Origin of the sequence: Streptomyces sp. NPDC021749, from assembly GCF_040640655.1 — a bacterium.
In the GTDB taxonomy this organism is placed as follows: Bacteria; Actinomycetota; Actinomycetes; order Streptomycetales; family Streptomycetaceae; genus Streptomyces.
In genome coordinates, this window is sequence record NZ_JBFACE010000006.1 from 31,554 (window position 1) to 55,799 (window position 24,246).

A 24,246-nucleotide genomic window follows, 5' to 3' on the forward strand; every position below is an offset into this window, starting at 1 on the left:
CGACCCTACGGGGCGGCTGTCCGGGCACGCCGGGAGCTGATAGAACGCGGGGCATGGCGCGCTGGAGGAACGGAACGGGGATGCTGTACGGCGCGGACCGTGCGGTTCCGGTGGAGATCGCGGCCTCGTACCGTGCCCGCGCCCGCGGTCTGCTGGGCCGCGACGGCATCGAGGGGGCACTGCTGCTGACCCCGGCGAGCGGGGTGCACACCTTCCGGATGCGGTTCGCCATCGATGTGGCCTATCTGAGCCGGGACTTCAGGGTGCTGGCGGTCCGCACCATGCCGCCGGGCCGCCTGGGCCGCCCGCGGCCGCGCGCCCGGCACGTGCTGGAGGCGGCGGCCGGTGCGATGACCGACTGGGGCCTGCGCCCGGGGATGCGGCTGCGCATCGAGCCGGCGCCCGCGCCGGAGGCTGCCGGGCGCTGACCCGTTCCGCCGGGCGCTGGTCCGTTCCGCCGGGCGCTGGTCCGTTCCGCCGGGAGCTGGTCCGTTCCGCCGGGAGCTGGTCCGTTCCGCCGGGAGCTGGTCCGTTCCGCCGGGAGCTGGTCCGTTCCCCGCCCGCGGTCACGTCACTGCCGCCAGTCGGCCACCAGTGCCAGCAGCCCGGGGAAGCGCGCTTCCAGGTCGTCCACCCGGACATGGCTGCGTCGCTCCAGCCCGTACTGCCGCTGCCGGATCAGACCGGCCTCCCGCAGCGTACGGAAGTGGTGGGTGAGCGAGGACTTGGGCCGGTCCAGGCCGAACCAGCCGCAGGTGTGGTCGAACTCCTCGGACTCCAGCAGCAGCGTCCGCACGATGTGCATCCGCAGCGGATCGCTCAGTGCGCCCATGACGGTCTCCAGCCGCAGTTCGTCCCGCGCCGGTTCCGGCAGCGGTTCGGGCGCACCGGCCGGCACCGGCCGCTGCGCCCGCTCGGTCCAGACACGTGGGGTGGACGACATCCGGCGCTCCTCATGATTCGGGGCGGTCGAGGCGGTCGGGGCGCAGGCGCTTCGCGACCCGACTCCCAGTACGACTTGCATCGTACTGCGTGGTGGCTGTACGAATCTCTTCATACAGCCTGTACGACTCCACTCGTACAGGCCGGAGGAGGAGGGGACACCCATGCCCGAAGCACCCACCGCGTCACCGGGGATGCGCACCACGGCGAGGAGCACGCCGAGCCCGACGCCGGCGCCCGCGGACGCCGTTACCGCAGGACCGCCCGTCCGGGAGGTCTGGTTCGCCGCCTGGCCGGTGGTCGCGATCTTCATGCTGTCGAACGCGGCGATGCCGCTGTACGCGGTCTGGCAGCGCCAACTCGGCTTCAGCTCCGGCACGTTGACGCTGATCTACGCCGCGTACGTGGTCGGGCTGCTGGGCGCGCTGCTGGTGGCGGGCGTCGCCTCGGACCGGCTCGGCCGGAAGCCGGTGCTGGTCCCGGCGCTGCTGCTGGCCCTCGTCGCCTGCCCCGTCTACGCCACCGCGCCCTCGGTGGCCGCGCTCGCCGTCGCCCGGCTGCTGACCGGCGTGGCCACCGGTGCCGCCGTCTCGGCCGGGATGGCCGCGGTCACCGACCTGGCCGCCGGCCGCCGGATCGGTCCGCTGCTGGCCTCCACCGCCATGGTGCTGGGTGCGGGGATCGGCCCCGTACTGGCCGGGGTGCTGTCGGAGACCGCGCCCGGGCCGACCGTCACCGTCTTCGTCGTCGAGGGCGTCCTGCTGGTCACGGCGCTGGCGGCGGTGGTCCGGATGCCGCTGCCGCGGCGCAGAGCGACGGCCGGCGCCGCGGCGGGCGCCTGGGTGCGGCTGCCCGCCGTCCCGCGCGCCAACCGCCGCCATCTCGCCCTGGGACTGGCCGCGTTCGCCCCGGGCATCAGCGCCACCGCGTTCGTCCTGTCGCTCGGCCCGTCGCTGCTCGCCGGGCTGCTCGGGACGACCGACCGGGCGCTGGCGGGCGGGCTGGCGCTGGCGATGTTCCTGTCCGCCACCGGCGTGCAGTTCGCGCTGCGCCGCCCGGCGGTCCGTACGGTCCTGCTGGTGTCCGGCGCGGCCACCGTCACCGGCACGCTCGCCCTGGTCACCGCGGTCCGCACCGGCACGCTGGCGCCGCTCGTGGTCGCGGTGCTGCTCGCCGGGGCGGGCCAGGGCGCGGGCCAGCTGGGCGGGCTGACCCTGCTGAGCCGCGAGGTCCCGGCCGCCCGCCGCGCAGAGGCCAACGCCGCGCTGAACGCGGGCGGTTACGCCCTGGCGGGCGCCCTCCCGGTCGCCGACGGCTACCTCAGCGACGCCATCGGCCTGCCGGCGGCCGCCACCGCCTTCGGCCTCGCCGTCGCCGCGCTTGCCGCGGCGGGTGCTGCGCTGGTGGCGCTGCGGGGCGGGGCGGGGCGGTAGCGAGAAGGGCGAGGCGGTCCGGCAGCGAGGAGGGCGGGGCGGTCCGGGCTTCCGGCGCGTACCGCCGCCACCGCGCCACCGTCCGCTCAGAACGCGCCCATCGCCGCCTCGGCCACGCCCTCCAGCGCCGCGCGGCCGAGTCCGGCCCGGGCCGAGACCCGGAGCCCGCCGATCGTGGCGATGAGGAGGTGGGCGAGCGTGCCGGCGTCGGTCCGCGAGGTGATGTCACCGGCCCGCTGGCCCGACTCGATCACCGCCCGGACCGCCGCCAGCCGTGCGCCGTAGTCCCGTTCCAGCGCGGCCGCGACCGACGGGTCGTGGGCCGACACCTCGACGCAGGTGTTGACGACCAGACAGCCGCGGCCGTCCGCGCCGGCCGCGCACTCGTCGTCGACCGTCCGCCGGAGCAGCGCGCGGATCTTGTCCCGCGCCGGCAGCTCGCTCTCCAGCAGCTCGTTCATCTCGGCGTTCTTGCGCTCCATGTAACGGGCCAGGGCGCGTTCGAAGAGGTCGTGCTTGCTCTTGAAGGTGTTGTAGATGCTGCTGCGTCCCAGCCCGGTGGCGTCGCAGAGGTCCTGGGTGGACGTCGCCTCGTAGCCGGTGATCCAGAACGCTTCCATCGCGGCGTCGAGCGCCCGGTCCTCGTCGAACTGCCTGGGTCGCGCCATGACCTCAGCCTAACAACAATTGAATCGCTCGATCCAATATCGTCCGGCCGCCTCCTCCGCACGTGGCACGGTGCCCGAGTTGCCGTTCCGCGCGCCCGAGTGACCACAATGCGCGGCATGGACACACCACGCCCCGTCATCGCCAACCCGGGCCGGCGGCTGCTCGCCGTCATCATCGACACCGTGCTCGCCGCCGTCGCACTGTCGGTCATATCGGCGGCCATCGGCCTGTTCGTCACCTTCGGCGGCTCGCGGGACAACGCGCCGTTCTACCTCACCCTCCTGACCGCCGTGGCCATGGTGTTCCTCTACTCGCCACTGCTGACGGCCACCTGCGGGGGCACGGCGGGCAAGCTGATCTGCGGTATGTCCGTCGTCCGGGTGGCCGACGGCCGCCGGCCGTCCTACGGGACGGCGCTGGCGCGGCATCTCGCGCACCTGGGGATGTGGGCGGTGCCGGTGCTCAGCCAGCTCGATGCGCTGTTCTGCCTCTGGGACCGGCCGTACCGGCAGTGCCTGCACGACAAGGCCGTGGGCACCCTGGTCCTGCGCACCCGTGTGCCCGCCCCGTCCGTCCGGCCGCCGTACCCGCCGCGGGGCACCTACGCCTCGGCGCCTACGAATTCGCCCGCGGGAAGCTGACCTCGACCCTGCGGTTCTTCTTGCGGCCTTCCTCGGTGCTGTTGTCCGCGATCGGGTACTGCTCGCCGTATCCGCGGATCTGGAAGCCGACCGCCGAGCCCAGGTCCTTGGCCAACTCCTCCTGGACGGCGGTGGCCCGCTTCTTGGACAGCACCAGTCCGTGGCCGGCGGAGCCGAGGTTGTCGGTGAATCCGAAGACCCGCAGGTTGGTGGCGTGCTGTTTCCTGACCTCGTCGGCGATGGTGCCGATCCGGGCCAGTGCGTCCGCCGTCAGCTCGGCGCTGTCCTTCCCGAACAGCACCTCGGCCTGCAGCGCGAACGTCACGTTGTCGTTGGTGTCCTGCCGCCGCTCCGACCCGTCGTCCGTCTCCACGATCGACTTGATGTTCAGCACCTTCGCCGGCGCCAGCTCGGCCCCCTGCACCATCCGCAGATCGGGGTCGTGGGGGTCGATGCGGACCGGCGGGGCGGAGTCCTCGGTCACCCCCGGCGGATCGGCATGGGCGGGGGGTGCCGACAGCGCGGCGGCCAGCAGCAGCACGACGGCGGCGGTGGCGGCACCACGGGGCGCGCGGCGCGAACGCAGGGAACAGGGCGTGGGGTTCACGGTCATCGGGCGGCCCGCTCAGTCCGTGATCTGCACGGTCGCCGGCGGCATGGTCGGCAACTGGAAGTCGACCTCGGTCACCTTGGCCGGTGGCGCCGGGAACTGCGCGAATATCGGGCGGCTCGCCCCCGGCATCAGCCCGCTCAGACCCGTCGTGCACAGGCATTCGCCGTTGGTGTCCCGCAGCACCAGATAGCGCTTCTTGCCCGCCTTGTCGACGAGGGTGGCGCCCGAGATGGACGAACGGGAGCGCAGCTCGGTCTCGTTGGAGCGCCAGTCGATGGCGTTGAAGGCGCGGCTGCCGTGGTTGGTGACCGTGCCGTTGACGGTGACGAAGCCCCCGGAGTCGCGGATCACGGAGTTCAGGGTGACCACCACGCCGTCGGGGCCCTTCATCTCGCCGATCACCTTGCTGGAGTCGGCCGCCGGGGTCCCGGGGCCGCCGTCCTTGGGCGTACTGCTGCGGGCCGGCGGCTTCTTGTCGTCCGCCCGTGCACCGCCGTCCCCGCCGCCCCCGCCGCAGCCGGCCACGACGAGAGCCAGGCCGACAGCGCTCGCCGTGGCGACCGCTCCCCTGGCGGCCTTCGTGGTGCGCCGAATGCTCATGGATGCGATTCCTTCGATCGTCGGGTGCCTGGTGCGGGACGGTGTGGTGGTCGGTGGGCGGTCAGTGGGCCAGCCGTACGGAGAAGAGGTCGGAGGCGTCGGGGAGGTGCGTCGGGTCGCCGGCGTCGAGGGTCCATTCCTTGCCGTCGCAGGTGATCGTGACGGGCGCGGGCCCGGGGTCGTCCTTGCCGCCGCCCTTGCCCCCGCCGCCACCCTTGCCGCCCTTGCCGTCCTTCCCGTCGCCGTCCCCCTTGCCGCCGTCGTCGCTCCCGGCGGGCGCGGGCGCGCAGCGCGGGCCGATCACCGAGGTCGCCTCGGCCGACGCGTGCTTGCCCGCGGTGCCGGGGATGACCGAGGCCCCCACGGTGTTCCGGGTCCGGACGGTGACGGCGAACGAGGTGGGCCAGGAGTCCGGGACGCAGCCGGAGACCTCGGCGTCGTTGCGTCCGGCGAACCAGTCCGCGCTCTCGCAGGCCGCCCCGGAGGGGGCGCCGCGCCCGTTCAGCAGGTCCTCCCAGGCGGTCTTGTCGGTCTCGTAGCTGCCGTCCCGGACGCCGTCGAGCACGCCCTTGGTGAGCAGGTCGCGGTACTTCTGCCCGGCGGCGAGCGCGGCCGCGTCGGCCGCGGTCTGGGCGCCGTTGCGGGTGGCAGCCGCCTGTCCGACGGCGAAGAAGGCGAGCGCGAGGAAGAGCAGGCCCGCGACCGCCACGAGGTACAGCGGGAAGGCCTGCCCGGCGTCACGCGCGCCGCGGCGCGGGTTGGCGACCGTCATGGCGGAAGCGGCCCGGGGCCCTAGATGCCGACGACGTCGGAGATCTTGTTGGCGATGGCGTTGGCGATCTGGCTTCCGAAGTCCGTGGTCGACAGGACCAGGACGATCGCCACGACCACCGCGATGATGCCGAGGTACTCGATCGAGGTCTGTCCCCGGTCGTTCCCCAAAACCCGCTTCGCCATCGTCTTCCCCTCCATGGGCGGCCGCACCGCTCTGGTCCGGCTGGTCTGCCCCCGTGGTGTCGGCGCGTTCGGCCGCGCTCATGACACCAGAAAAGTACGCCGGAACGGTGTTCCCCGGACAGGGATTCCGTACCCAATCCTCTTTCGGGGACACGGGCGGAAGATACAACGGCGCCTTTCGGCCAGTGCTGTGCACCTCGTCCACCCCCCGTTCCCCCTCCGGACCGCGTCCGGCGCCGATGCCCATGCGGACCGGCCGGCCTCCCCGCATCCGAGCACGATGGTGACCGCCGGCCCACCCACTGTGACACAACTGGTTGCTGTTGCGAAGGCGTTGACGGGAAAGCGGGCCGTGCACCGTACGCATCCGGCCGGGCCCGGAACGGCACCGCGGCGACCGCCGGACGCCCGGGCCGCCCGCGCCCTACGGCGCGCGGGCGGGGCCTGCCTCAATCCCCCATCAGCGAGCCGAAATTCGTCCCCGAGCCGAGGAAGAAACCCGCGATGAGCAGGATCATCGTCGCCGGCACCATGAACGTGGTGACGACCATGGTGGCCTTGGGGACGGCCCGGGCGGCGCGGCGGCGGGCGTTCTGGGCGTCGGTCCGGCGCATGTCGTTGGCGATCTGGATGAGGGTGTCGACGATCGGGGAACCGAGTTCCTCGCCCTGCTGGAGGGCGGTGACGAACTGGGCGACCTGTTCGGAGTCGTTGCGTTTGCGCAGTTCCTCGAAGGCGGCGCGGCGGCTGACCCCCATGTCCATCTGCCGCAGGGTGATCCGGAGTTCATCGGCCCACGGGCCTTCGTATTTGTCCGCGACCCGGTCGAGTGCCTGGCGGAAACTCAACCCGGCGCTGACGACGACCGCGAGCACGTCCAGGAAGTCCGGCAGGGTCCGCTCGATCGTGTCCTTGCGCTGGCGGATCGCGGCCCAGATGCCGACCTCGTTCCAGAAGAGGCCGAAGAGCACCATCAGGACGCCGAGAACCGGCTGGCCGCGCAGGAACATGACCAGGGCGCCGGTGAAGCCGAGGGCGCCGTAGACGGCGCGGCGGGCGGCGTAGCGGTCGACGGTGAGGCCGCCGGGGTTGCCGGCCAGGTCGATCCGGCGGCGGATGCGGGCGGTGCGCTTCTCACCCATCAGGCGCAGGACGAGCGGGGCGTAGCGCATGCCGAGGCGGTCCACGGCCGAGCCGACGGCCGTCGTCCGGGTCGCGCCGACCTCCAGGGACAGCGCCAGGTCGGGCGGCAGCCGGGCCTCGCGGCGGTAGAGGGCGACCCCGCAGCAGATGCCGACGACCGAGAGGGCGAAGGCCGCGGCCAGCAGAATTCCGATTCCCATCCCGTTTTTTCCCATCCCGTTGTGGCCTTCGTGCCTTCGTGCCTTCGCGCCTTCCGCTGCCGCCCGGCCCGGTCCGCTCAGACGTCGATCTTGGACAGCCGGCGGATGAAGAAGAAGCCCAGCCCGTAGAGGACGAAGGCGACGACGACCGCGAGCTGGCCGAGGAAGGAGGACGTCATGCGGTCGATGGCGCCGGGGGCGATGCGGTTCATCAGCAGCAGGGTGCCGACGCCGAGGAGCGGGACGACGTAGGCGGTGACGGTGACCTGGGAGAGCTGGGTGCGCACCTCGCGGCGGGTCTCCTTGCGCTCCTCCAGCGTCGTGGTGAGGTTGCGCAGCGAGCCGACGACGGTGCCGCCGGCGCGGTTCGACAGGACGAGGGTGGTGACGAGGACGACCAGCTCGCGCGAGGGCAGGCGTTCGGCGAGCTCCCCCAGGGCCTCGTCGATGGAGTGGCCGACGGCGAGCTTGGCCGCGACCTTGGCCAGTTCCTCGCCGGCCGGGGCCTCCAGCTCCTCGGCCGCCATCCCCAGGGCGGTGCGCAGCGCCAGCCCGGCCTGGGTGGCGTTGGCCAGGATCCGGGAGAGTTCGGGGAGCTGGTTGATGAACTTCTCGATCCGCTTCTGGCGCTGCCAGGTGAGGAACGCGAAGGCCGCCCAGACGGCGACCAGTGCGGCGATCGGCCCGAAGAAGGGCGCCAGCACGGCATGCGCGACCAGCCACAGGGCGACGACCGCGACGAGCATGCCGACGAAGAACTCGCCGGGCGTGACGTCCAGGCCGGTGGCGGCCAGCCGGAGTTCCAGGCGGCGGCCGAGGCGGGTGCCGCGCAGGGCGCGGTCCACCGACGGGAAGCGGCGGCGGGTGCCGGATTCCGGCAGCCCGTGCTCGTCGGCGAGGCGGTCGACGACGGCCTGGCGCTGGGCGCGTCCGGCCGCGAAGGTGCGGACGCCGGCGACGGCGAACACCGCGCCCAGCAGCGTGGCCCCGATGGTGAGCTGGACGAGGGGGCTCACGGGGGCCGCGGTCGGCCCTCCGGCGGCGGTGGTCAGGGCCCAGCCGGTCATGAGGTGGCCTTCCGGGTGGCGAGTTGGTCGTCGGTGGCGGCCACCCCGAAGGCGGGCGGGGTGGGCTCGCTCGCCATGAAGAGGCGTTCGGCCACCCGTCGGGGCAGCGGGAAGTAGCGGAAGCGGCCGTGCACGATCCGGTCGGCGCCCATCGGTTCGGCGTCGAACCGGCAGACCGTCGCGATCCGGTAGTCCTCGTGGCCGCGCGAGTCGAGGAGGGCGATCTCGCTGATCCGGCGGGAGCCGTCGGCGTGCCGGGTGAGCTGGACGATGCAGTCGACGGCGCTGTTGATCTGGTCCCGCAGCGCCTCGAAGGGGATCTTCACGTCCGACATGGAGGCCAGCGTCTGCAGCCGCATCAGGGCGTCCTCGGCGCTGTTGGCGTGCACGGTGGCGAGCGAGCCGTCGTGTCCGGTGGACATCGCCTGGAGCATGTCGAGGGTCTCCCCGCCGCGCACCTCGCCGACGATGACGCGGTCGGGGCGCATGCGCAGGGAGTTGCGTACGAGGTCGCGGATGGTGATCCGGCCCTTGCCCTCCACGTTGGGCGGCCGGGCCTCCAGCCGGATGACGTGGGTCTGCTGGAGCTGGAGTTCGGCGGCGTCCTCGACGGTGATGATCCGCTCGCCCTCCGGGATGAGCCCGGAGAGGGCGTTGAGCAGGGTCGTCTTGCCGGCACCGGTGGCACCGGAGACCACCACGTTGAACTTGGCGCGCACCAGCCCGGCCAGCAGCATCAGCATCTGCTCGTCGAGCGTGCCCCTGCCGATGAGTTCGGCGAGGGTGTAGGCGCGCGGGAAGCGGCGGATGGTGAGGGTGGCGCCGTTCAGGGCGAGCGGCGGGATGATGACGTTGACCCGCTCCCCGGAGGGGAGGCGGGCGTCGACCATCGGATTGGACTCGTCGACGCGGCGGTTGACGGTGGAGACGATCCGCTCGATGGTCTGCATCAGCTGTTCGTGCGAGGCGAAGCGGACCGGGACGAGTTCGACCCGGCCGGCGCGTTCGACGTAGACCTGGTCGGGCCCGTTGACCATGATCTCGGTGATCGAGGCGTCCTCCAGCAGCGGTTCCAGGACGCCCAGGCCCAGCGCCTCGTCGACCACCCGGCGGATCAGCTGGGCCCGTTCGGCGGTGGACAGCACCGGGCCCTCGCGGCTGATGATGTGGCCGAGGACGCGCTCCAGCCGGGACCGGCGCTCGGCCGCGGCCAGCGAGGACATCTCGGCGAGGTCGATCTCCTCCAGCAGCTTGGCGCGGTAGGTGGCGACCAGGTGGCTGTCGTGGCGCGGCTCGCCGGCCGGCTCGGGCGCGACGATCCGGGCTTTCAGGCTCATCGCGGGGGTGCTCCTTCGTATGTGCTCGGTGCTGCCGCGCCCTGCGCGTCGGCGGGGCGGGGCATGGTGGCGCTGCGGCTGGCCGAGCCGAAGTCGTCGACGCCGGGGATGATCGAGGGGATCGTGACCCGGGCCGTGGCGCTGACCGCGTCGCCGCCCTCGCTGACGGAGATCGTCGCGCGGTCCGCGACCCAGCCGCTCATGGCGGCCCGGCCGGCGGACCGCGGATCGGTTTCGCGGTCGGCCCGGTCCATCGAGGCGGTACGGGCCGCGGCCCGGGCGCCGGTGCCGGCCTGCTGGACGGTGTAGGCCGCCAGGCCGAGCTGGACCACGGCCAGCGCGACGACCAGCAGGATCGGCAGGAAGCCGAGGAATTCGACGGAGGCCTGTCCGCGGTCGCGGCCGCCGTGCCCGGGTCGCCGCGGCCGGGCGGCGCCCCGGCGCGGACCGGGCGCACCGGCGGCACAACGGCGGAAAGCGGCTCCGGCGCGGCGCACCGTCCTCATCGGCTGTCCTCCTTCGCGGCGCCGGCCGAGCCGGTGAGGTGTCCGGGGAAGCTGGCCAGGCCGGGGAAGAGCACCGGGACGCTGATCCGGACGGTGGCCTTCCACAGGCCGGCCTCGGTGGTGCAGGAGGCCGAGGAACCCGCCTGCCAGGCGGGCGGCAGCTGGTCCTCGGCGGCGGTACGGCAGGCGCCGGCGCCGCCGTCCCGGGTGGCGGTGGCCGCCCGCGCGCCCCGGTCGGCGGCGTGCGCGGCGAGCGAGTAGGCGTACCCGACCAGCACGAACTGCCAGAGCAGCACCAGGACCAGCAGGATCAGCGGCAGCAGTCCCAGGAACTCCACCGAGACCTGTCCGCGGTCGTCGCCGCCCAGCGGGCGCCGCACCGCTCAGCCCTCCTCGTACGGGCCGGCCGGATCGAACGGCCCCGGACCGCCGGCCGCCGTCGCCTGCCCCCGCCGGACGCCGAACCGTCCGGCGCCCGACCCCGGTACCGACCCCGACGCGGTCCCGGAGGCGGCACCCGGACCCGTCCCGGAACCGGCGGCCGCCCCCGTCGTCAGCGCCTTGCGCTTGCGCCCCGTCAGCGACGGACGCGCCCGGTGGCTGCCCCGGCCCTGCCGCGCGGCCGGTGACTCGACCAGCCCCAGCTCACCGGCGAGCGCCCAGAGCGCCTGCTTGACGGTCGACCGGGCGTCCAGGTCCTGTATCCGGCCGGCGTCCACACACGGCTGGAGTTCCTTGTACGCCGCCGGGACGTGCGCCCGGGCGGTGCGGGTGCCGGTGGCCTTGGCGACCACCGGCGGCTGGATCTCGGTACTGCGGGTGAGCCGGTTGACGACGGTGGTGGTGTCCTCCGCCTTGCGGATCTGCAGCCGGTCCCACAGCCGTACCTGCCGCTTGGCGGCGCGTACGGCGACCACGTCAGGGGTGGTCACCAGCAGGGCCACGTCGGCGAGTTCGACGGCCGCGGCGTTCGCCGACTGCATCTGGGAGCCGCAGTCGACCACCACGACCTCGTAGCGGGAGCGCAGCGCGCCGAGGATCTGCCGGGCCGCCCGGTCGTCGACCTCCTCGCCGCGCTCGCCCTCCTCCGGTGCCAGCAGCAGCGCCAGGCCGGTGTGGTGGTCGTGCACCGCGTCCTGGAGGACCCGTACGGACAGGTCCTGGATGCCCGCCAGGTCGACGACCGAGCGGCGGAACTGGACGTCCAGGTAGGAGGCCACGTCCCCGGACTGCAGGTCGAGGTCCACCAGCGCGACGCTGCGGCCCGCGGCCCGGGCGGCCAGCGCCAGCTGGACGGCGGCGACGGTGGTGCCGACGCCACCCTTGGCGCCGGTCACGGTCACCAGCCGGCCGGCCGGTCCGGGCCGGGCCTCCGGGTTTCCCCCCAGGTGCACCCGTACGCCGGCGGCCCACTGGGCGGCGGCCTGCACCCGGGCGGCCAACTCGTCGTAGCCGAGCGGCAGTCCGACGATGCCCCGGGCTCCGGCGTCCATCGCCGCGGAGAACAGTGCGGGCCCGGCGTCGGTGGTGATCAGCACGACGCCGACGGCGGGGAACCGGAGCGCGATCTCGCGGATCAGATCCAGCGCCGGGGTGGGCCCGATCCGTTCGTGGACCAGGACGACCTCGGGCAGCGCCTCGACGGCGGGGCCCGGGCCGGTGTCCACGGCGGGCTGGGCAGCGGCGCCGGCCAGGGCGTCGAGCAGCGCGGTGGCGTCGGCGACCGCGGGCGCCGGCTCGGCGTCCGGCAGCTGGTTGAGCAGCGAGGTCACCGCGCGGGCGGCGTCCGGGTCGCCGATCGCCGGGAGGATGCGGATGGTCACCTGGGCCTCCGGGTCACTTGTCGCCGTCGAGGGTGTAGGTGCGCTGGCTCGGCGGGACGCCGGCCTCGCTGCCGGGTGCGAGCAGCGCCAGCCGTACGTGGGAGGCGAACGACTCGGCGTAGGCGACCCGCTGGGCGTCCTGGGTGTTGAGCGCGAAGGTGATCGGCACGGCCTCGCCGGCCTGCCGGCTGGTGGCGTGGGTGTCGCCGGGGTCCTTGGCCTCCAGGGGCGTCAGCTTGCCGACGTCGATGACCTGGGCACCGGACACGATGACCTTGGAGACCGGCTTGTCCTCGGGGCGCTTGCCCTCGAAGGTGGCGTAGATGTTCACCCGGGCACCGGGGTTGATCTTGCCGGCCACCCCGGTCGCGGCGTCGATCATGATGGCGATCTCCTGCTGACCGGCCTTCAGCGCCGGCCGCTCGACGATCATGTCGTCCTGGAGCAGCGACCCCTTCTTCAGCGGGGTCACCGCGATCTTGCCGCTGACCTGGTCCAGATCGGTCACGGCGGTGGGCGGCAGCCAGCGCTGCGGCATCTTCACCTTCTCGAACTGCCCCGGATCCAGCGCTTTATAGGCCGCGACGTCCGTCTTCAGCCGGTACGCGGTCTTCTCGGGACCGACTTTCGACTCGACGTTCCTGATCACCGACAGCACGCCGACGAACGCGCCGACCGCACAGAGAACCGACAGGAGCAGCAGGATCACTCCGCGGCGCTGGCGTGAGTTCATGGGGGAGGGACCTCGATCGGGACGGGGGCGGGGAGGGCGGTCAGGTCGGCGGGGCGGTGGTGCCGGGGGTGGTGGCTGGTGGTGGGGTGGGTGGTGCTGCTTCTGTTCGTGTCAGCGCGCGCGGGCCACCGTCCGTGGGGCACCGGCGACGCCGGAGGCGCCGGGCACACCGGGCCCGTCCGGTTCACCGGCGAAATCGGGGTGGCCGGGGAGATGGCTGCGGCCGGGGGCGGTCCGGGGGACGTCGGTGGCGTACGGGTTCCCCGGTACGGGACGGCCGGACCCGTAGCAGGTCCCCGGAACTCCGGCCCCGGGAAAGCCGTTCGTAAGGTCCGGACCGCGGACGTCCAGCTGCCCTGGCACGCCCCGGGCGGCGGGCGCGCCTCCGTATGCGTCCGGCGTCCCCGGTACGCCGGACACGCCGGGCGGCGCCACCGGTGACAGCCCTCGCTCGGCCCAGAGCGCGGACGGCGGCGGCCCGGACTGCGGTGCCGGGGCGGAGGAAGGAGCGGAGGAAGGGGCGGCGGAGGAAGGGGCGGAGGCGGGCGGCGTCGGGTTCGGCTGAGACGCCGGGCCGGGGGCCGCGGGCGCATCGCCGGCCGGACCCCGGGCCGAGGGCTGATCCACCGCCGGGTGCGGGGCGTGCGCCGCCTCCGCCCCCGGCCCGGTTATGGCCGCGGGGCCGCACCCGGCCGGGCCGCCGCCCCGCGCCGTGCGATCCCTGGCCAGCGGTGCCGTGCAGAACGCACACCGGTCGCCGAGCACCTCCAGCCCGCACCAGCCGCACTCCTCGCGCCGTACCGACGCGACCAGTTGGCGGAGGACCGCCGGGTCGGGGATGCCCGCGGCGAATTCGATCAGCTTCTGGGTGCCCCACCACCGCGCGGACTCGGCGGGCAGCCGCACCTCGTACGCCCCCTGTACCTGCCAGGCCGGGGCGAGGGCGCCGGTGACCCAGTCCGCGGTGAGCTGGCCGCGGGCGACGGCGAGTTCGGTGGCGAAGCCGGGTGGCCGGAGCCCGGCCCCGGTCGCGTGCCGGTCCAGGTGCACCAGCTGCGGTTCGGGGTGGGCCAGGACGGCGAAGTGGGCGCCGGGCAGCCAGGACTTCACATGGGCGCGCAGATCGACCTCGATGTGGTCCAGCCCGGTGACGCTGCCCAGCAGGGCACCGGCGTGGATGTAGTGGGTCAGCAGCCGGGCCGCGCTGGCCAGGACGCCGGGGCTGAAGTCGCACAGCGACAGCTGCCGTAGCTGACGCGCCAGCAGGGCCACGCCGAGCGGTGGCAGCGACACCGGGAGGATGGCGATCCGGTCGCTCTCCAGGACGGCGCGGAGGGTGTGCAGCCGGCGGATGTGCTCGGGCGGGCAGGCGGAGGAGTACAGCGCGACGAGGTGGCCGTGGTGTTCCAGTACCGCGCTGGTCTCCGTCAACGCGTCGTCCAGCGGCGCCAGGTGCGGGGCGGGCAGGACGACGGCGGCGGGTGTCTGCCGGTCGGTCACCGGCAGTGTGAGGTCAGGGCTGGTGACTGCAATCGCGGTCGGCACGTCGCTCCCCCACTCCTTCCGGCCGCCGGGGGTCCCGGGACCGCGGATCGGCACAGCTCTGCGCCATCGGCGCCATACGCTCAGCACTTTATCCACAGAGATACGTCCCGGAGAACACGTTCTGGGCTACTCGTCATGACCGTCGCGACGGCCACCGTGACGACCTCTGCGGCGACCACCGCGACGACCTTCGCGATGACCGTCGGGCCGGAGGGAATCCGTGCATACCCACCCCGAACGACGAGGACGTGAACTCCCGTGTGAGGTAGGCACCTTGACCGGCGTGCCACAGGGAGGGCCGCCCGGTCCCGCACCGGCCCGGCCCCGTACACGCCAGGTCCCGCGCACACCGTGCACGGGACCTGGCTCCGTTCCGTCAGCGCCTGCGGCAGATCACCTCCGCACGCCCGCCGGCTTCGGCAGCGCACAGCCCTCCGCGCTCAGGTCCAGCTTGCTCCCGGCGCCGAAGCACTTCGGGATCCCGTAGGTCTCCTGGGCGTAGTTGGTGCCCTGGTGCACCGTGACGTTGCCGTTCTCGTCGACCTCGCACGGGTTGTTGACGGTGCACTTCTCGCCGTCCTCGTTACCCGTGTTGTTGATCGCCGCGACCTTGCCCGTCGTGGTGTCGATCACCGGCGAACCCGACGTGCCACCTATGGTCTTGCACTCCGGGGTGTAGCGGACCGAGTCCTTCCAGGTCCAGTCGCCCTCCTTGAGGGTGGGCACGAACCCGTCGATGCTGCAGGTGTAGATCTTCTTCCAGTAGCCGGAGACCACACTGATGCCGGCGCCCTTGGCCGGGTGCTCGGTGGCCAGTTCCAGCGGCTTGATCCCGTACTTCTGCTCGATCTGGGCGTACGTGGACCTGGTCTGGTAGATCGTGACGTCGGTGTCGGTCATCGTCGCGTAGGCGACCTTGGAGGCCCTGATCGTGCCCACGCCGCGCGCCGACTTGTCGAGCAGGGTGAAGCTGCGGCTGGACGGCTGGTCGACGATCACCTCACCCGCGCCGGGCATACCGCTTTCCAGACAGTGGCCGTTGGACATCACCAGCGCCGGGTCGTTCGCCTGCGAGGTGGGCATCCGCACCACCGAGCCGGAGCAGTTGCTCAGCGCCACGGTCCCGGCGAAGTTCACCGCCTTGGTCTTCTGCTGCGCGTGGTGCGACGCCGCCCGCGCGGGCGCCGCCTGCGCCGTTCCGACGGTGCCCACCAGGGCTGCGGCTCCCAGCACGGCCGTGGCCAGGGCGCCGACGAGAGGTCGATTCATGTGGGGGTCCTCTCAGCTTCAGTCACCGAGGGCCCGCACGAACCCTCGGTTTTGTCGTGCGCATTGTCAGCGCCAGCCCGCGCCGGAGCAACCAATTCCCCCGAACCGATGGGAAGTTGACGGGGCGCACCCATTTCCCCGCCCTGCCCCGGCGCGCCACATCTGGCCGTCCCGCACCTTGACCCGCCCATGCCAACGCCGAACACTGGCGGCGTCGCTTCGACTCACACCCCCACAGGAGACCGCATGCGACCACGGATACGCGGCGGACGGTCGACCGTCCTTGCCGCGCTGCTCTCCCTCGCGCTCGCCGCCCCGATCACCGCCGCACAGGCCCTGGACTCTCCGGCCGGGGCCGCCGTCGGCGCCACGGCGGGTGGCGCGGGCCAGGAGGGCCACCCACAGGACCCGCAGGCCCATCAGTACGAGGTGACCGGCCCCGCCACGCCGGCCGCTCGTACCGCGCTGGCGGCGACCGGTGTCAGCATCGACGAGGTGCACGCCGGGGCCGTCGTCATCACGGCCGACCGGTCCCAGGCCGCCGCCGTCCGCCACCTCGGTTACGCCGTACGCCGGCTGCCCGATCCGCCGCAGGCCGCACCGGCCGCTCCGGGCACCCGCGTCAAGGACTTCCCGACCGGTTACACCGGCTACCACACCTACGCCGAGGCCACGAAGGAGATCGACACCCTCGTCGCCAAGTACCCGAAGATCCTGTCCAAGCAGGTCATCGGCAAGTCCCACGAGGGCCGCGACATCCTCGCCCTCAAGCTCAGCAAGAACGTCACCAAGGACGAGAACGAACCCGAGGTGCTCTTCACGTCCCATCAGCACGCCCGGGAACACCTCACCGTCGAAATGGCCCTCTACCTCCTCAACGAGTTCACCTCGAAGTACGGCTCGGACCCCCGCATCACCAAGATCCTCGACTCCCGGGAGGTCTGGATCGTCCCGGACCTGAACCCGGACGGGGGCGAATACGACATCGCCTCCGGTTCGTTCCGCAGCTGGCGGAAGAACCGGCAGCCCAACGCCGGGAGCAGCGAGGTCGGCACCGACCTCAACCGCAACTGGGACTTCAAGTGGGGCTGCTGCGACGGCTCCTCCGACGACCCGGGCGACGAGACCTACCGCGGCGCCTCCCCCGCCTCCGCCCCCGAGGTGCAGGTCGTCTCGAAGTTCGTCCGCAGCCGGGTCGTCGGCGGTAAGCAGCAGATCAAGGCCGCCATCGACTTCCACACGTACAGCGAACTCGTCCTGTGGCCCTTCGGGTTCACCAACGACCCCACGGGCCCCGGCATGACCCAGGACGAGCACGACACCTTCGCCACTCTCGGCAAGAAGATGGCCGCCAGCAACGGCTACACCCCGGAGCAGTCCAGCGAGCTCTACATCACCGACGGTTCCATCGACGACTGGCTGTGGGGGGACCAGAAGGTCTTCGCCTACACCTTCGAGATGTATCCGTCATCGGGCCACGGCGGTTTCTACCCGAAGGACTCGGTGATCACGAAGGAGACCTCGCGCAACCGTGAGGCGGTGCTCCAGCTGTTGGAGACCGCGGACTGCATGTACCGCGTGATCGGCAAGGAAGGGCAGTACTGCAAGGGCAGTTGACCGCAGGGCCGCTGACAGGAGGGGCGCCCGACCCGGATCCGACGCTTCGGGCGCCCCTCTCCCCTGCCCCCGGGTGCGCTAGAGCAGATGGTCGGCCTTGCCTGCCTTGATGTCCTGGATCAGGGCACGGAGGGCTTCCCGGCTGTCCGTCAGGTACGTCCCTTCGGCGCCGGCCACGGCTATGTAGGCGTTGCCGTCTTCGTCGGTACCGAGCCGGAAGCAGGCCGAACCCTCGGCGCAGAACGGCTCTTCCCAGCGGATGTCGTCCATGGAGTGTGCCCCTCACAGTTGACGCGCGACAGCATGGATGAAGTCGCGCGATCCTTTGGGGGAGAGGCTAACTCGCGCCATTCCGTCCATCTGAGACCGGTACCTCGTCAACTGCTTCTCCAGGTGGAGGAACTCCGGCCCGTGCGTACTGTCGACCTGCACGGCGTCGAGCTGTGGTACTGCGCCCTCCGCATACACGACCGTTTGCCCCGCTCCAGGAAACTCACCGGCCTCGAACGGGATGACCCGCAGCGTCACGTTGTCACGCTCGGACATGGCCAAAAGGTGCTTCAGCTGGGCCCGTGCGATCACCCGGCCCCCGAACTGCATCCGCAACGCTGCCTCGTGGACGATACCCACGTATTCGCGCGGATCATCGCCGTCCAGCACTTGCTGACGTTCCATCCGAAGCGCCACCCGCAGCGCAATCTCGTGCTCCGGCATGGGAGGGACGCCCACGCGGAAGATCGTGCGCGCATGGTCGCTGGTCTGGAGCAGACCCGGGATATGCACTGTGTGTGCAGTGCGCATCCGCACCGCGTGCCACTCGAACTCGGCGATATCGAGCAGACCGGCGGGGAGAGTTCCCCGGTACTTCTCCCACCAGCCACGACTGGGCTGCGTCATGGCGACCAGGGCGTCGATGTACGCCTCATCACGGCAGTCGCAGTTGCAGGCCAGAGTGCGTAGCCGCTCCGGACTGATGGGGCGCAATCCGGCTTCCATGTTGGACAGCCTGCTCCGGTCGACACCCAGCAGGCCGGCCGCGCAGTCGGCGGACAACCCCGCCGCTGTGCGCAACTTTCTGAGCTCGCCGCCCAGACGCCGCTGGCGTTCGGTCGGCTTACGCTCGACGCAGTCGGAAGCGCATCGCGCGAGCCTGCCCGCACCTCCTCCCCTGGGAGGGGCCGGCCGCCCGCCGCGCTCGCCAGCCCGGCCGTCGCGCGTTCCCTCACCCGTACGCTCCTGGAGGCACACGGCCTGTACGACGTATCGGTGGCCGCCGTCCAGGTGATCGGTGAACTCGTCACCTGTGCCTGCCTGTTCACGCCGTCCGACAGCGTCTACCTGTCGCTGCGCTATCGCGATGACGCACTGCGGGTGAACCTTCACGACGGGCACCCGCCCCATGCGCACCGCCGCCTCGCGGCGGCCTGTGAGGCCCGCCGGCGGTCCGTGCTCCTGCTGCTGGCCGGTGTCATGCGGGCCTGTGACGGCACATGGGGCATCGGAGCACCGCCCGGGACCGGGACCGGGACCGGCGAGGGAACGCGGAGGTGGGCCGTACTGCCGCGCGCGGGGGCACGGGCGTACGGGCAGGAAGCATGAACCGACGGGGCGCCCGGTGTGGGGCCGGGCGCCCCGTCGGCGGGTACATGCCCGTGCGTACCGCGTGGCCTATACGAAGATGCTGAGGACCGCCGCCACCGCGAACCCCGCGACCGACAGGACGGATTCCAGGACCGTCCAGGTCTTCAGGGTGTCGCGTTCGGTGATGCCGAAGTACTTGCTGACCATCCAGAAGCCGCCGTCGTTGACGTGCGAGGCGAAGATCGAGCCCGCCGAGATCGCCATGATGACGAGCGCGACGAAGGGCGGTGAGTGGTGACCCGCCTCGACCAGCGGCCGGACGATGCCGGCCGTGGTGACGATGGCGACGGTCGCCGAGCCCTGGGCCACCCGCAGGACCAGGGAGATCAGGTAGGCGAGGACGATCACCGGCAGGCCGATGCCCTTGAAGGTGTCGGAGAGCGCCTGGGCGACGCCGCTGCCCTTGAGGACCGCGCCGAAGATGCCGCCGGCGCCGACGACCAGCAGGATGTTGCCGACCGGCTTCAGCGAGGCGGTGGACACCGTCTCCAGGGACCTGCGGGACCAGCCGCGGCGGATGCCGAGCAGGTAGTACGCGAGGAGCAGGGCGAGCGTCAGGGCGACGAAGGGGTGGCCGAAGAACTCGATGACCGAGCGGGCGGTGGAGGGCGCGAGGGCGATCGAGGAGAAGGTGGCGAGGAGGATCAGGACGAGCGGGGTGCCGATGATGGTGAGGACGGTGCCGAGCGGGACCGGCTTCTCGGTCGGTGCGGCACCGGCCTTGCGCCGTTCCTCGGCGAGTGCGGCCTTCGCCTCCTCCGCGGCCTCGACCATGTCCTGCGGTACGGGCACGAAGATCCGCCTGCCGATCCAGGCCGCCCAGCCCCAGGCGGCGAGCACGGCGGGGATGCCGCAGACGATGCCCATGAGGATGACCCAGCCGAGGTCGACGTGGAGCAGGCCCGCCGCCGCCACCGGGCCCGGGTGCGGGGGCAGGAAGGCGTGGGTCATGGACAGGCCGGCGAGCAGCGGCATGCAGTAGAGGACGATCGAGCGGCCACCCCTCTTGGCGGCCGCGTAGACGATCGGTGCGAGGACGAAGATGCCGACGTCGAAGAAGACCGGGATGCCGAAGATCAGGCCGGTCAGGCCCATGGCGAGCGGTGCCCGCTGCGCACCGAAGAGGCGGAGCAGGCGGGAGGCCAGCACCTCGGCGCCGCCGGAGACTTCGAGCACCGCGCCGAGCATGGTGCCGAGGCCGATGATGACCGCCACGTGGCCGAGGGTGCCGCCCATGCCGGATTCGATGAGCGAGACGGCGTCGGACTTCTGGACGGTGCCGAAGAGTTCGGTGACCGAGAGGCCGGCGCCGAGTCCGACGGCGGTCGAGACCGCGAGGAGGGCCACGAACGGCTGGAGCCTGACCTTGATGATCAGGAAGAGCAGCAGCACGATGCCGAGCGCGGCGACGGTCAGCAGCCCGGTGGTGCCGCCGATGAGAGGGAGGATGCCGCCGGTGTGGGGTGGGACGGGAGGTGGCGCGGGGGCGGCCGCGGCGAGGGGGGACAGGGGCATGAGGGGGGACCTCGTAATTCCATTGGGTCTTTCGGGGCAGGGGGGACCGCGGCACGGCGCACCCGGGTGGGGCGCCGCACCGTGACGACGTACGAACTGCTGGTGGTGCAACGGGAGTTGAGCCGTGGGTAGTTGAGTAGGGGCGCTCAGCCCAGGACGGCGAGCGCGTCGATCTCGATGAGCAGGCCCGCCGGGAGGCCGACGTAGACGGTGGTGCGGGCGGCGGGGGGCTGGGTCAGGCCCTGCTGCTCGAAGTACTGGTCGTAGATCTCGTTCATCTCGGCGAAGTGCGCGGTGTTCGTGAGGTAGACGCGCATCATCATCACGTCGTCCCAGGTGGCGCCGCCCTCTTCGAGGACGGCCCGGACGTTGGCGAGGGTCTGCAGGGTCTGCTCGCGCAGGGTCGGGCCGGCGGGGGTGGGGGCCTGGCCCGGGACCGCGGGGAGGAAGCCGACCTGGCCCGCGACCTGGAGGATGTTGCCCTTCTTCACGCCGTGGGAGAACTTCGCGGGCGGGGTGGTGTGGGTGGCCGGGGTGAGGGCGGTCTTCTCGCTCATGCTCATGCTTCCTTCCTCGGTGTACTGCCGGAGTACTCCCGGCTGACGGCGTCGGCGGTGCGGCGCACCAGCGGGAGCAGCGTGAGGAGTTCCCCGGCGGAGACGACGACGTTCGGTGCGGAGACCGACATGGCGGCGACGACGCGGCCGTCCGCGCCGCGGACGGGAGCCCCGACGCAGTTGATGGACTCCTCGTGGCCGCCGAGGTCGGTGGCCCAGCCCTGTTCGCGGACCTTGGCCAGTTCGGCGAGGAAGGCCGTGGCGTCGGGGGTCGAACGGGCCGTGTAGCGGGGGTAGTCGAGCCGTTCCGCGAGGGTGCGGCGCTCGGGCTCCGGGAGGTCGGCGAGGAGCAGTTTGGCGACCGCGGCGACGGTGATCGCGACGGGCTTGCCGATCCGGGAGTACATCCGGACCGGGTAGCGGCTCTCCACCTTGTCGATGTAGAGGACCTCGTTCTCCTCGTAGACGGCGAGGTGGACCGTGTGCCCGCACTTCTCGTTGAGTTCGACGAGGTGGGGGTGGGCGATCTCGCGCACGTCGAGGTTCTCGACGGCTTCCTGGGCGAGGGCGAAGAGGCGGGCGCCGAGGCGGTAGCGCTGGTCGGTCTGCCGGTAGACCAGGCCATGTTCGTGGAGGGTGCGCAGCAGCCGGAGGGCGGTGGACTTGTGCACGCCGAGCCGGTCGGCGACCTGGCCGAGGTCGGCGGGCCCTTCGGCGAGCAGCGGCAGGATGCTGAGCGCGCGGTCGACGGTCTGGCTCATGGACTCGGTACCTCCTCGGCGGCCTCATGGAGGGCTGTGGTCCAGCCGGGGCCGAGGTGCAGTTTCTCCCAGGCGTCCTCGTCGAGCGCGGCCAGCCGGTCGACGAGGGCCCGGGCGGGCGGGGCGGCGAGGTCGCCGGGGACGGTGAGGGCGGCGGCGGCGAAGAGATGGCCGTGGCGGACGCGGGTGCGCAGCGGCAGCCCGCGGAGGGTGGCGGAGAGGAATCCGGCGGCGAACGCGTCACCGGCGCCGACGGCGGCGACGACGTCCACGTCCAGCGAACGGACAGTGGTGGGGAGGCCGGGAGGGTCGTCACCGGGCCCACCGGCCCGCCCCCCGTCGTCGAAGACAACGGCCCCGCGCGCACCCCCTTTGACGACCAGGACCGCCGGCTCGGGCAGGGCCTCGCGGATCGCCCGGCCGCCGTGCAGGCCCCAGGCGTCCCGGGCCTCGTCCTCGCCGACGAAGACCAGGTCGGCCCCGCGCGCGAGGTCGAGCAGGACCCGCGGGCCGAGGGGGGTGCCTTTCTGCTCAGGCGGAGCCGAGAGCTTGGGGGAGTCGCGCCACAGGCCGGGCCGGTGGTTGACGTCGAACGAGACGAGGGGACGGCGGCCGGGGCGGCGGCCGGTCAGGGTGCGCAGCAGGTCGAGGCAGTCGGCGGAGAGGGCCGCGGTGATGCCGGAGAGGTGCAGGACGCGGCAGTCCCGGAGGGCGCCGGTGTCCACGGTGGTCACGGACATCGCGGAGGCCGCGGAGCCGGCCCGGTAGTAGGCGACCTCGTGGGCGTCGGTGGCGCGGTCGCCGGCGGTGCGGAAGTAGACGCCGGTGGGGCGGTGGCGGTCGCGGCGCACCGCGGAGGTGTCGACGCCGTATCCGGCGACGGTCTCGACGAGGTGGTCGCCGAAGCCGTCGGCGCCGACCCGGCTGACCCACTTCGTGCGGTGGCCGGCGGCGGCGAGCATGCAGGCGACGTTGGACTCCGCTCCGCCGATGGCGCGGTCGAAGGAGGGGACGTCGGCGAGCCGCCCGGGCCGGCCGGGCAGGAAGGTGACCATGGACTCGCCGAGGCAGACGGCGTCGGCGGCCGGGGCGGGGGTGCCGCCCGGGCCGTGGGTGCCGCTGGCGTCCGGGGTCGTGGTCACGATCGTGTCCGCTCCTTCGCTGGGGCGTGCCCGGGCGGGCCGCGCGGCGGCCCGCCGTCCCCGGAGGTCGTCCCGGCGAGGTCCGCCGTTTCCTGCGAATTCCCGCCGTGTTTCCCACCATTGACCGGGCGATGGCCCGGATGTTAGACAGCAGCCAGCGATATGCGCAATGGTCGTTGCACAGCATGCAACACGATCTTGAGGAGGCCCCATGACGGGGGAGCGGCTCGCGCAGGGACTTGCGGAACTCGCGGACGAACGTGTCGACCACCGCTTCAAGGGACTTCCCCCGGACGCCGACGGCCTGACCGTCGGCGAGCTGGCCGCCGAGCGCCGCAACCTCTTCGACGGCGGGTTCACCACTCCCGTCCTGGCTCTCTCCGCGGAGGCCGTCGAGCACAACCTGGCCGCCCTGGAGACCTATTCCACCCGGCACGGCCTGGCCTTCGCCCCGCACGGCAAGACCTGTATGGCGCCCCAGCTCTTCGCCCGCCAGCTGGAGCACGGCGCCTGGGGCATCACCGCGGCCGTGCCGCACCAGGCCCGGGTCTACCGCACCTACGGCATCCAGCGGATCTTCCTGGCCAACGAGTTGGTGGACGCCGCCGCGCTGCGCTGGCTGGCCGGTGAACTGGCCGCCGACCCCGACTTCCGCTTCGTCTGCTACGTCGACTCGCTGCCCGGCATCGCGCTGATGGACGCCGCGCTGCGGGAGGCCGGCGCCGACCGCCCGGTCGACGTGGTCATCGAACTCGGCGCGGGCGAGGGCGCGCGCACCGGCGTCCGCACCGAGGCCGAGTGCCTTGAACTCGCCGACGCCATCGCGGGCGTGGACACCCTCCGGCTGGTGGGCGTCGCCGGGTACGAGGGCGAGGTGCCGGACGCCGACGGCGAGCGGGTGCGCGCCTGGCTGCGCCGGCTGGTGGCGCTGGCCGTGGAGTTCGACAAGGCCGGCCGGTTCGCGGACCTGGACCGGATCATCGTCAGCGCCGGCGGCAGCGCCTGGTTCGACGCGGTCGCCGAGGTCTTCGAGGAGATCCCCGTCCTGTCGGCGCCGGTGTTGAAGCTGCTGCGCTCGGGCGCGTACGTCTCGCACGACGACGGCCACTACCGCCGGCTGACCCCCTTCAACCGCGTCCCCGAGGAGGGCGGTCTGGAGCCCGCCTTCCGGCTGTGGGCGCAGGTCGTCTCCCGCCCCACGCCCGGCCAGGCGTTCCTCAACGCGGGCAAGCGCGACGCGGCGTACGACCTGGATCTGCCGCAGGCCCAGGTCGTACGGTCCGGGCGGGACGGCACCGAGCGGCCGGCGGACGGCATCACCGTCACCGGGCTGTCCGACCAGCACGCCTGGCTGGCCACGGAACGGTCCGGCGACGTCGAGGTCGGTGACTGGGTCGGGCTGGGCCTGTCCCACCCGTGCACGTCGTTCGACAAGTGGCAGCTGATCCCGCTCGTCGAACGGGACGGCACGGTCGTCGACTTCGTCCGCACCTTCTTCTGATCGCCGGCTCCCGCCCGAGCTCTGCTCCCCCGCT

27 protein-coding genes are annotated in these 24,246 nt (G+C 72.5%); 6 read left to right on the forward strand and 21 right to left on the reverse strand.

The window, feature by feature from the left end:
- Nucleotides 1–53: 53 nt before the first annotated feature.
- The gene (locus AB0G35_RS07880) at nucleotides 54–428 is read left to right on the forward strand and encodes a DUF192 domain-containing protein (protein WP_360945423.1); all 375 of its coding nucleotides are present in this window, start codon (nucleotides 54–56) and stop codon (nucleotides 426–428) included.
- A gap of 143 nt (nucleotides 429–571) precedes the next feature.
- On the opposite strand, the gene AB0G35_RS07885 is transcribed toward AB0G35_RS07880, so the two are convergent.
- Nucleotides 572–943 carry an ArsR family transcriptional regulator gene (locus AB0G35_RS07885; RefSeq protein WP_360945426.1) on the reverse strand — a complete coding sequence of 124 codons (372 nt, stop codon included), beginning with the start codon at nucleotides 941–943 and terminating at the stop codon, nucleotides 572–574.
- Nucleotides 944–1,106: 163 nt separating this feature from the next.
- Here AB0G35_RS07885 and AB0G35_RS07890 point away from each other — a divergent pair, with 163 nt between their 5' ends.
- Nucleotides 1,107–2,375, forward strand: coding sequence for an MFS transporter (locus AB0G35_RS07890; RefSeq protein WP_360945429.1), 1,269 nt, complete (start codon nucleotides 1,107–1,109; stop codon nucleotides 2,373–2,375).
- Nucleotides 2,376–2,461: 86 nt separating this feature from the next.
- Here the strand turns inward: AB0G35_RS07890 and AB0G35_RS07895 are convergent, their stop codons facing one another.
- A complete protein-coding gene (locus AB0G35_RS07895) occupies nucleotides 2,462–3,043 on the reverse strand; it encodes a TetR/AcrR family transcriptional regulator (RefSeq protein ID WP_360945432.1) in 582 nt (193 codons plus the stop codon).
- A gap of 117 nt (nucleotides 3,044–3,160) precedes the next feature.
- On the opposite strand from AB0G35_RS07895, the gene AB0G35_RS07900 reads away from it, so the two are divergent.
- Complete coding sequence (locus AB0G35_RS07900) at nucleotides 3,161–3,685, forward strand: RDD family protein (RefSeq protein ID WP_360945435.1); 525 nt, start codon at nucleotides 3,161–3,163, stop codon at nucleotides 3,683–3,685.
- Here AB0G35_RS07900 and AB0G35_RS07905 read toward each other — a convergent pair.
- The 13 genes from AB0G35_RS07905 to AB0G35_RS07965 all read right to left on the reverse strand — a co-directional run bounded on the left by AB0G35_RS07905 (nucleotide 3,660) and on the right by AB0G35_RS07965 (nucleotide 15,478).
- Nucleotides 3,660–4,298, reverse strand: a complete 639-nt coding sequence (locus AB0G35_RS07905) for an OmpA family protein (RefSeq protein WP_360945438.1) — start codon at nucleotides 4,296–4,298, stop codon at nucleotides 3,660–3,662. The genes AB0G35_RS07900 and AB0G35_RS07905 overlap by 26 nt on opposite strands.
- Before the next feature lie 12 nt (nucleotides 4,299–4,310).
- Nucleotides 4,311–4,898: a hypothetical protein gene (locus AB0G35_RS07910; RefSeq protein ID WP_360945441.1), complete on the reverse strand. Its 588-nt coding sequence runs from the start codon at nucleotides 4,896–4,898 to the stop codon at nucleotides 4,311–4,313.
- A gap of 61 nt (nucleotides 4,899–4,959) precedes the next feature.
- Nucleotides 4,960–5,670 (reverse strand): pilus assembly protein TadG-related protein, encoded by a 711-nt coding sequence (locus AB0G35_RS07915; RefSeq protein WP_360945444.1) that lies wholly within the window; start codon nucleotides 5,668–5,670, stop codon nucleotides 4,960–4,962.
- 20 nt (nucleotides 5,671–5,690) lie between these two features.
- Nucleotides 5,691–5,855, reverse strand: coding sequence for a membrane protein (locus AB0G35_RS07920; protein WP_033266190.1), 165 nt, complete (start codon nucleotides 5,853–5,855; stop codon nucleotides 5,691–5,693).
- 449 nt (nucleotides 5,856–6,304) lie between these two features.
- Entirely contained in the window at nucleotides 6,305–7,198 is an 894-nt protein-coding gene (locus AB0G35_RS07925) for a DUF5936 domain-containing protein (RefSeq protein WP_360945447.1), read from the reverse strand.
- A gap of 77 nt (nucleotides 7,199–7,275) precedes the next feature.
- Complete coding sequence (locus AB0G35_RS07930; RefSeq protein ID WP_360945450.1) at nucleotides 7,276–8,265, reverse strand: type II secretion system F family protein; 990 nt, start codon at nucleotides 8,263–8,265, stop codon at nucleotides 7,276–7,278.
- The gene (locus AB0G35_RS07935) at nucleotides 8,262–9,602 is read right to left on the reverse strand and encodes a CpaF family protein (RefSeq protein ID WP_360945453.1); all 1,341 of its coding nucleotides are present in this window, start codon (nucleotides 9,600–9,602) and stop codon (nucleotides 8,262–8,264) included. The genes AB0G35_RS07930 and AB0G35_RS07935 overlap by 4 nt, the downstream gene beginning before the upstream one ends.
- The gene (locus AB0G35_RS07940) at nucleotides 9,599–10,108 is read right to left on the reverse strand and encodes a TadE family protein (RefSeq protein ID WP_360945456.1); all 510 of its coding nucleotides are present in this window, start codon (nucleotides 10,106–10,108) and stop codon (nucleotides 9,599–9,601) included. Before AB0G35_RS07940 ends, AB0G35_RS07935 begins: the two co-directional genes overlap by 4 nt.
- Nucleotides 10,105–10,488 carry a TadE/TadG family type IV pilus assembly protein gene (locus AB0G35_RS07945; protein WP_360945459.1) on the reverse strand — a complete coding sequence of 128 codons (384 nt, stop codon included), beginning with the start codon at nucleotides 10,486–10,488 and terminating at the stop codon, nucleotides 10,105–10,107. The genes AB0G35_RS07940 and AB0G35_RS07945 overlap by 4 nt, the downstream gene beginning before the upstream one ends.
- Before the next feature lie 3 nt (nucleotides 10,489–10,491).
- The gene (locus AB0G35_RS07950) at nucleotides 10,492–11,931 is read right to left on the reverse strand and encodes an AAA family ATPase (protein WP_360945462.1); all 1,440 of its coding nucleotides are present in this window, start codon (nucleotides 11,929–11,931) and stop codon (nucleotides 10,492–10,494) included.
- A 13-nt stretch (nucleotides 11,932–11,944) separates the two neighbouring features.
- The gene (gene cpaB, locus AB0G35_RS07955; RefSeq protein ID WP_360945465.1) at nucleotides 11,945–12,664 is read right to left on the reverse strand and encodes a Flp pilus assembly protein CpaB; all 720 of its coding nucleotides are present in this window, start codon (nucleotides 12,662–12,664) and stop codon (nucleotides 11,945–11,947) included.
- Nucleotides 12,665–12,775: 111 nt separating this feature from the next.
- Nucleotides 12,776–14,209: a hypothetical protein gene (locus tag AB0G35_RS07960; RefSeq protein WP_360945468.1), complete on the reverse strand. Its 1,434-nt coding sequence runs from the start codon at nucleotides 14,207–14,209 to the stop codon at nucleotides 12,776–12,778.
- Nucleotides 14,210–14,602: 393 nt separating this feature from the next.
- Nucleotides 14,603–15,478: a trypsin-like peptidase domain-containing protein gene (locus tag AB0G35_RS07965; protein ID WP_360945471.1), complete on the reverse strand. Its 876-nt coding sequence runs from the start codon at nucleotides 15,476–15,478 to the stop codon at nucleotides 14,603–14,605.
- 246 nt (nucleotides 15,479–15,724) lie between these two features.
- Between AB0G35_RS07965 and AB0G35_RS07970 the strand changes: the two genes are divergently transcribed.
- Nucleotides 15,725–17,095 (forward strand): M14 family metallopeptidase, encoded by a 1,371-nt coding sequence (locus AB0G35_RS07970; protein WP_360945474.1) that lies wholly within the window; start codon nucleotides 15,725–15,727, stop codon nucleotides 17,093–17,095.
- 78 nt (nucleotides 17,096–17,173) lie between these two features.
- On the opposite strand, the gene AB0G35_RS07975 is transcribed toward AB0G35_RS07970, so the two are convergent.
- Complete coding sequence (locus tag AB0G35_RS07975; RefSeq protein WP_360945477.1) at nucleotides 17,174–17,365, reverse strand: hypothetical protein; 192 nt, start codon at nucleotides 17,363–17,365, stop codon at nucleotides 17,174–17,176.
- A 12-nt stretch (nucleotides 17,366–17,377) separates the two neighbouring features.
- The gene (locus AB0G35_RS07980; protein ID WP_360946043.1) at nucleotides 17,378–18,187 is read right to left on the reverse strand and encodes a helix-turn-helix transcriptional regulator; all 810 of its coding nucleotides are present in this window, start codon (nucleotides 18,185–18,187) and stop codon (nucleotides 17,378–17,380) included.
- Nucleotides 18,188–18,361: 174 nt separating this feature from the next.
- Here AB0G35_RS07980 and AB0G35_RS07985 point away from each other — a divergent pair, with 174 nt between their 5' ends.
- Entirely contained in the window at nucleotides 18,362–18,694 is a 333-nt protein-coding gene (locus AB0G35_RS07985) for a hypothetical protein (protein ID WP_360945480.1), read from the forward strand.
- Nucleotides 18,695–18,763: 69 nt separating this feature from the next.
- Here the strand turns inward: AB0G35_RS07985 and AB0G35_RS07990 are convergent, their stop codons facing one another.
- The 4 genes from AB0G35_RS07990 to AB0G35_RS08005 form a co-directional block, all read right to left on the reverse strand.
- Nucleotides 18,764–20,251, reverse strand: a complete 1,488-nt coding sequence (locus AB0G35_RS07990) for a gluconate:H+ symporter (protein WP_360945483.1) — start codon at nucleotides 20,249–20,251, stop codon at nucleotides 18,764–18,766.
- A gap of 146 nt (nucleotides 20,252–20,397) precedes the next feature.
- On the reverse strand, nucleotides 20,398–20,808 hold the full coding sequence (locus AB0G35_RS07995; RefSeq protein WP_360945486.1) for a RidA family protein: 411 nt from the start codon (nucleotides 20,806–20,808) through the stop codon (nucleotides 20,398–20,400).
- A gap of 2 nt (nucleotides 20,809–20,810) precedes the next feature.
- Nucleotides 20,811–21,569: an IclR family transcriptional regulator gene (locus AB0G35_RS08000; RefSeq protein WP_360945489.1), complete on the reverse strand. Its 759-nt coding sequence runs from the start codon at nucleotides 21,567–21,569 to the stop codon at nucleotides 20,811–20,813.
- On the reverse strand, nucleotides 21,566–22,711 hold the full coding sequence (locus AB0G35_RS08005; RefSeq protein WP_360945492.1) for a sugar kinase: 1,146 nt from the start codon (nucleotides 22,709–22,711) through the stop codon (nucleotides 21,566–21,568). Before AB0G35_RS08005 ends, AB0G35_RS08000 begins: the two co-directional genes overlap by 4 nt.
- A gap of 211 nt (nucleotides 22,712–22,922) precedes the next feature.
- Between AB0G35_RS08005 and AB0G35_RS08010 the strand changes: the two genes are divergently transcribed.
- On the forward strand, nucleotides 22,923–24,212 hold the full coding sequence (locus AB0G35_RS08010; RefSeq protein WP_360945495.1) for an amino acid deaminase: 1,290 nt from the start codon (nucleotides 22,923–22,925) through the stop codon (nucleotides 24,210–24,212).
- The last annotated feature ends 34 nt before the right edge of the window (nucleotides 24,213–24,246 follow it).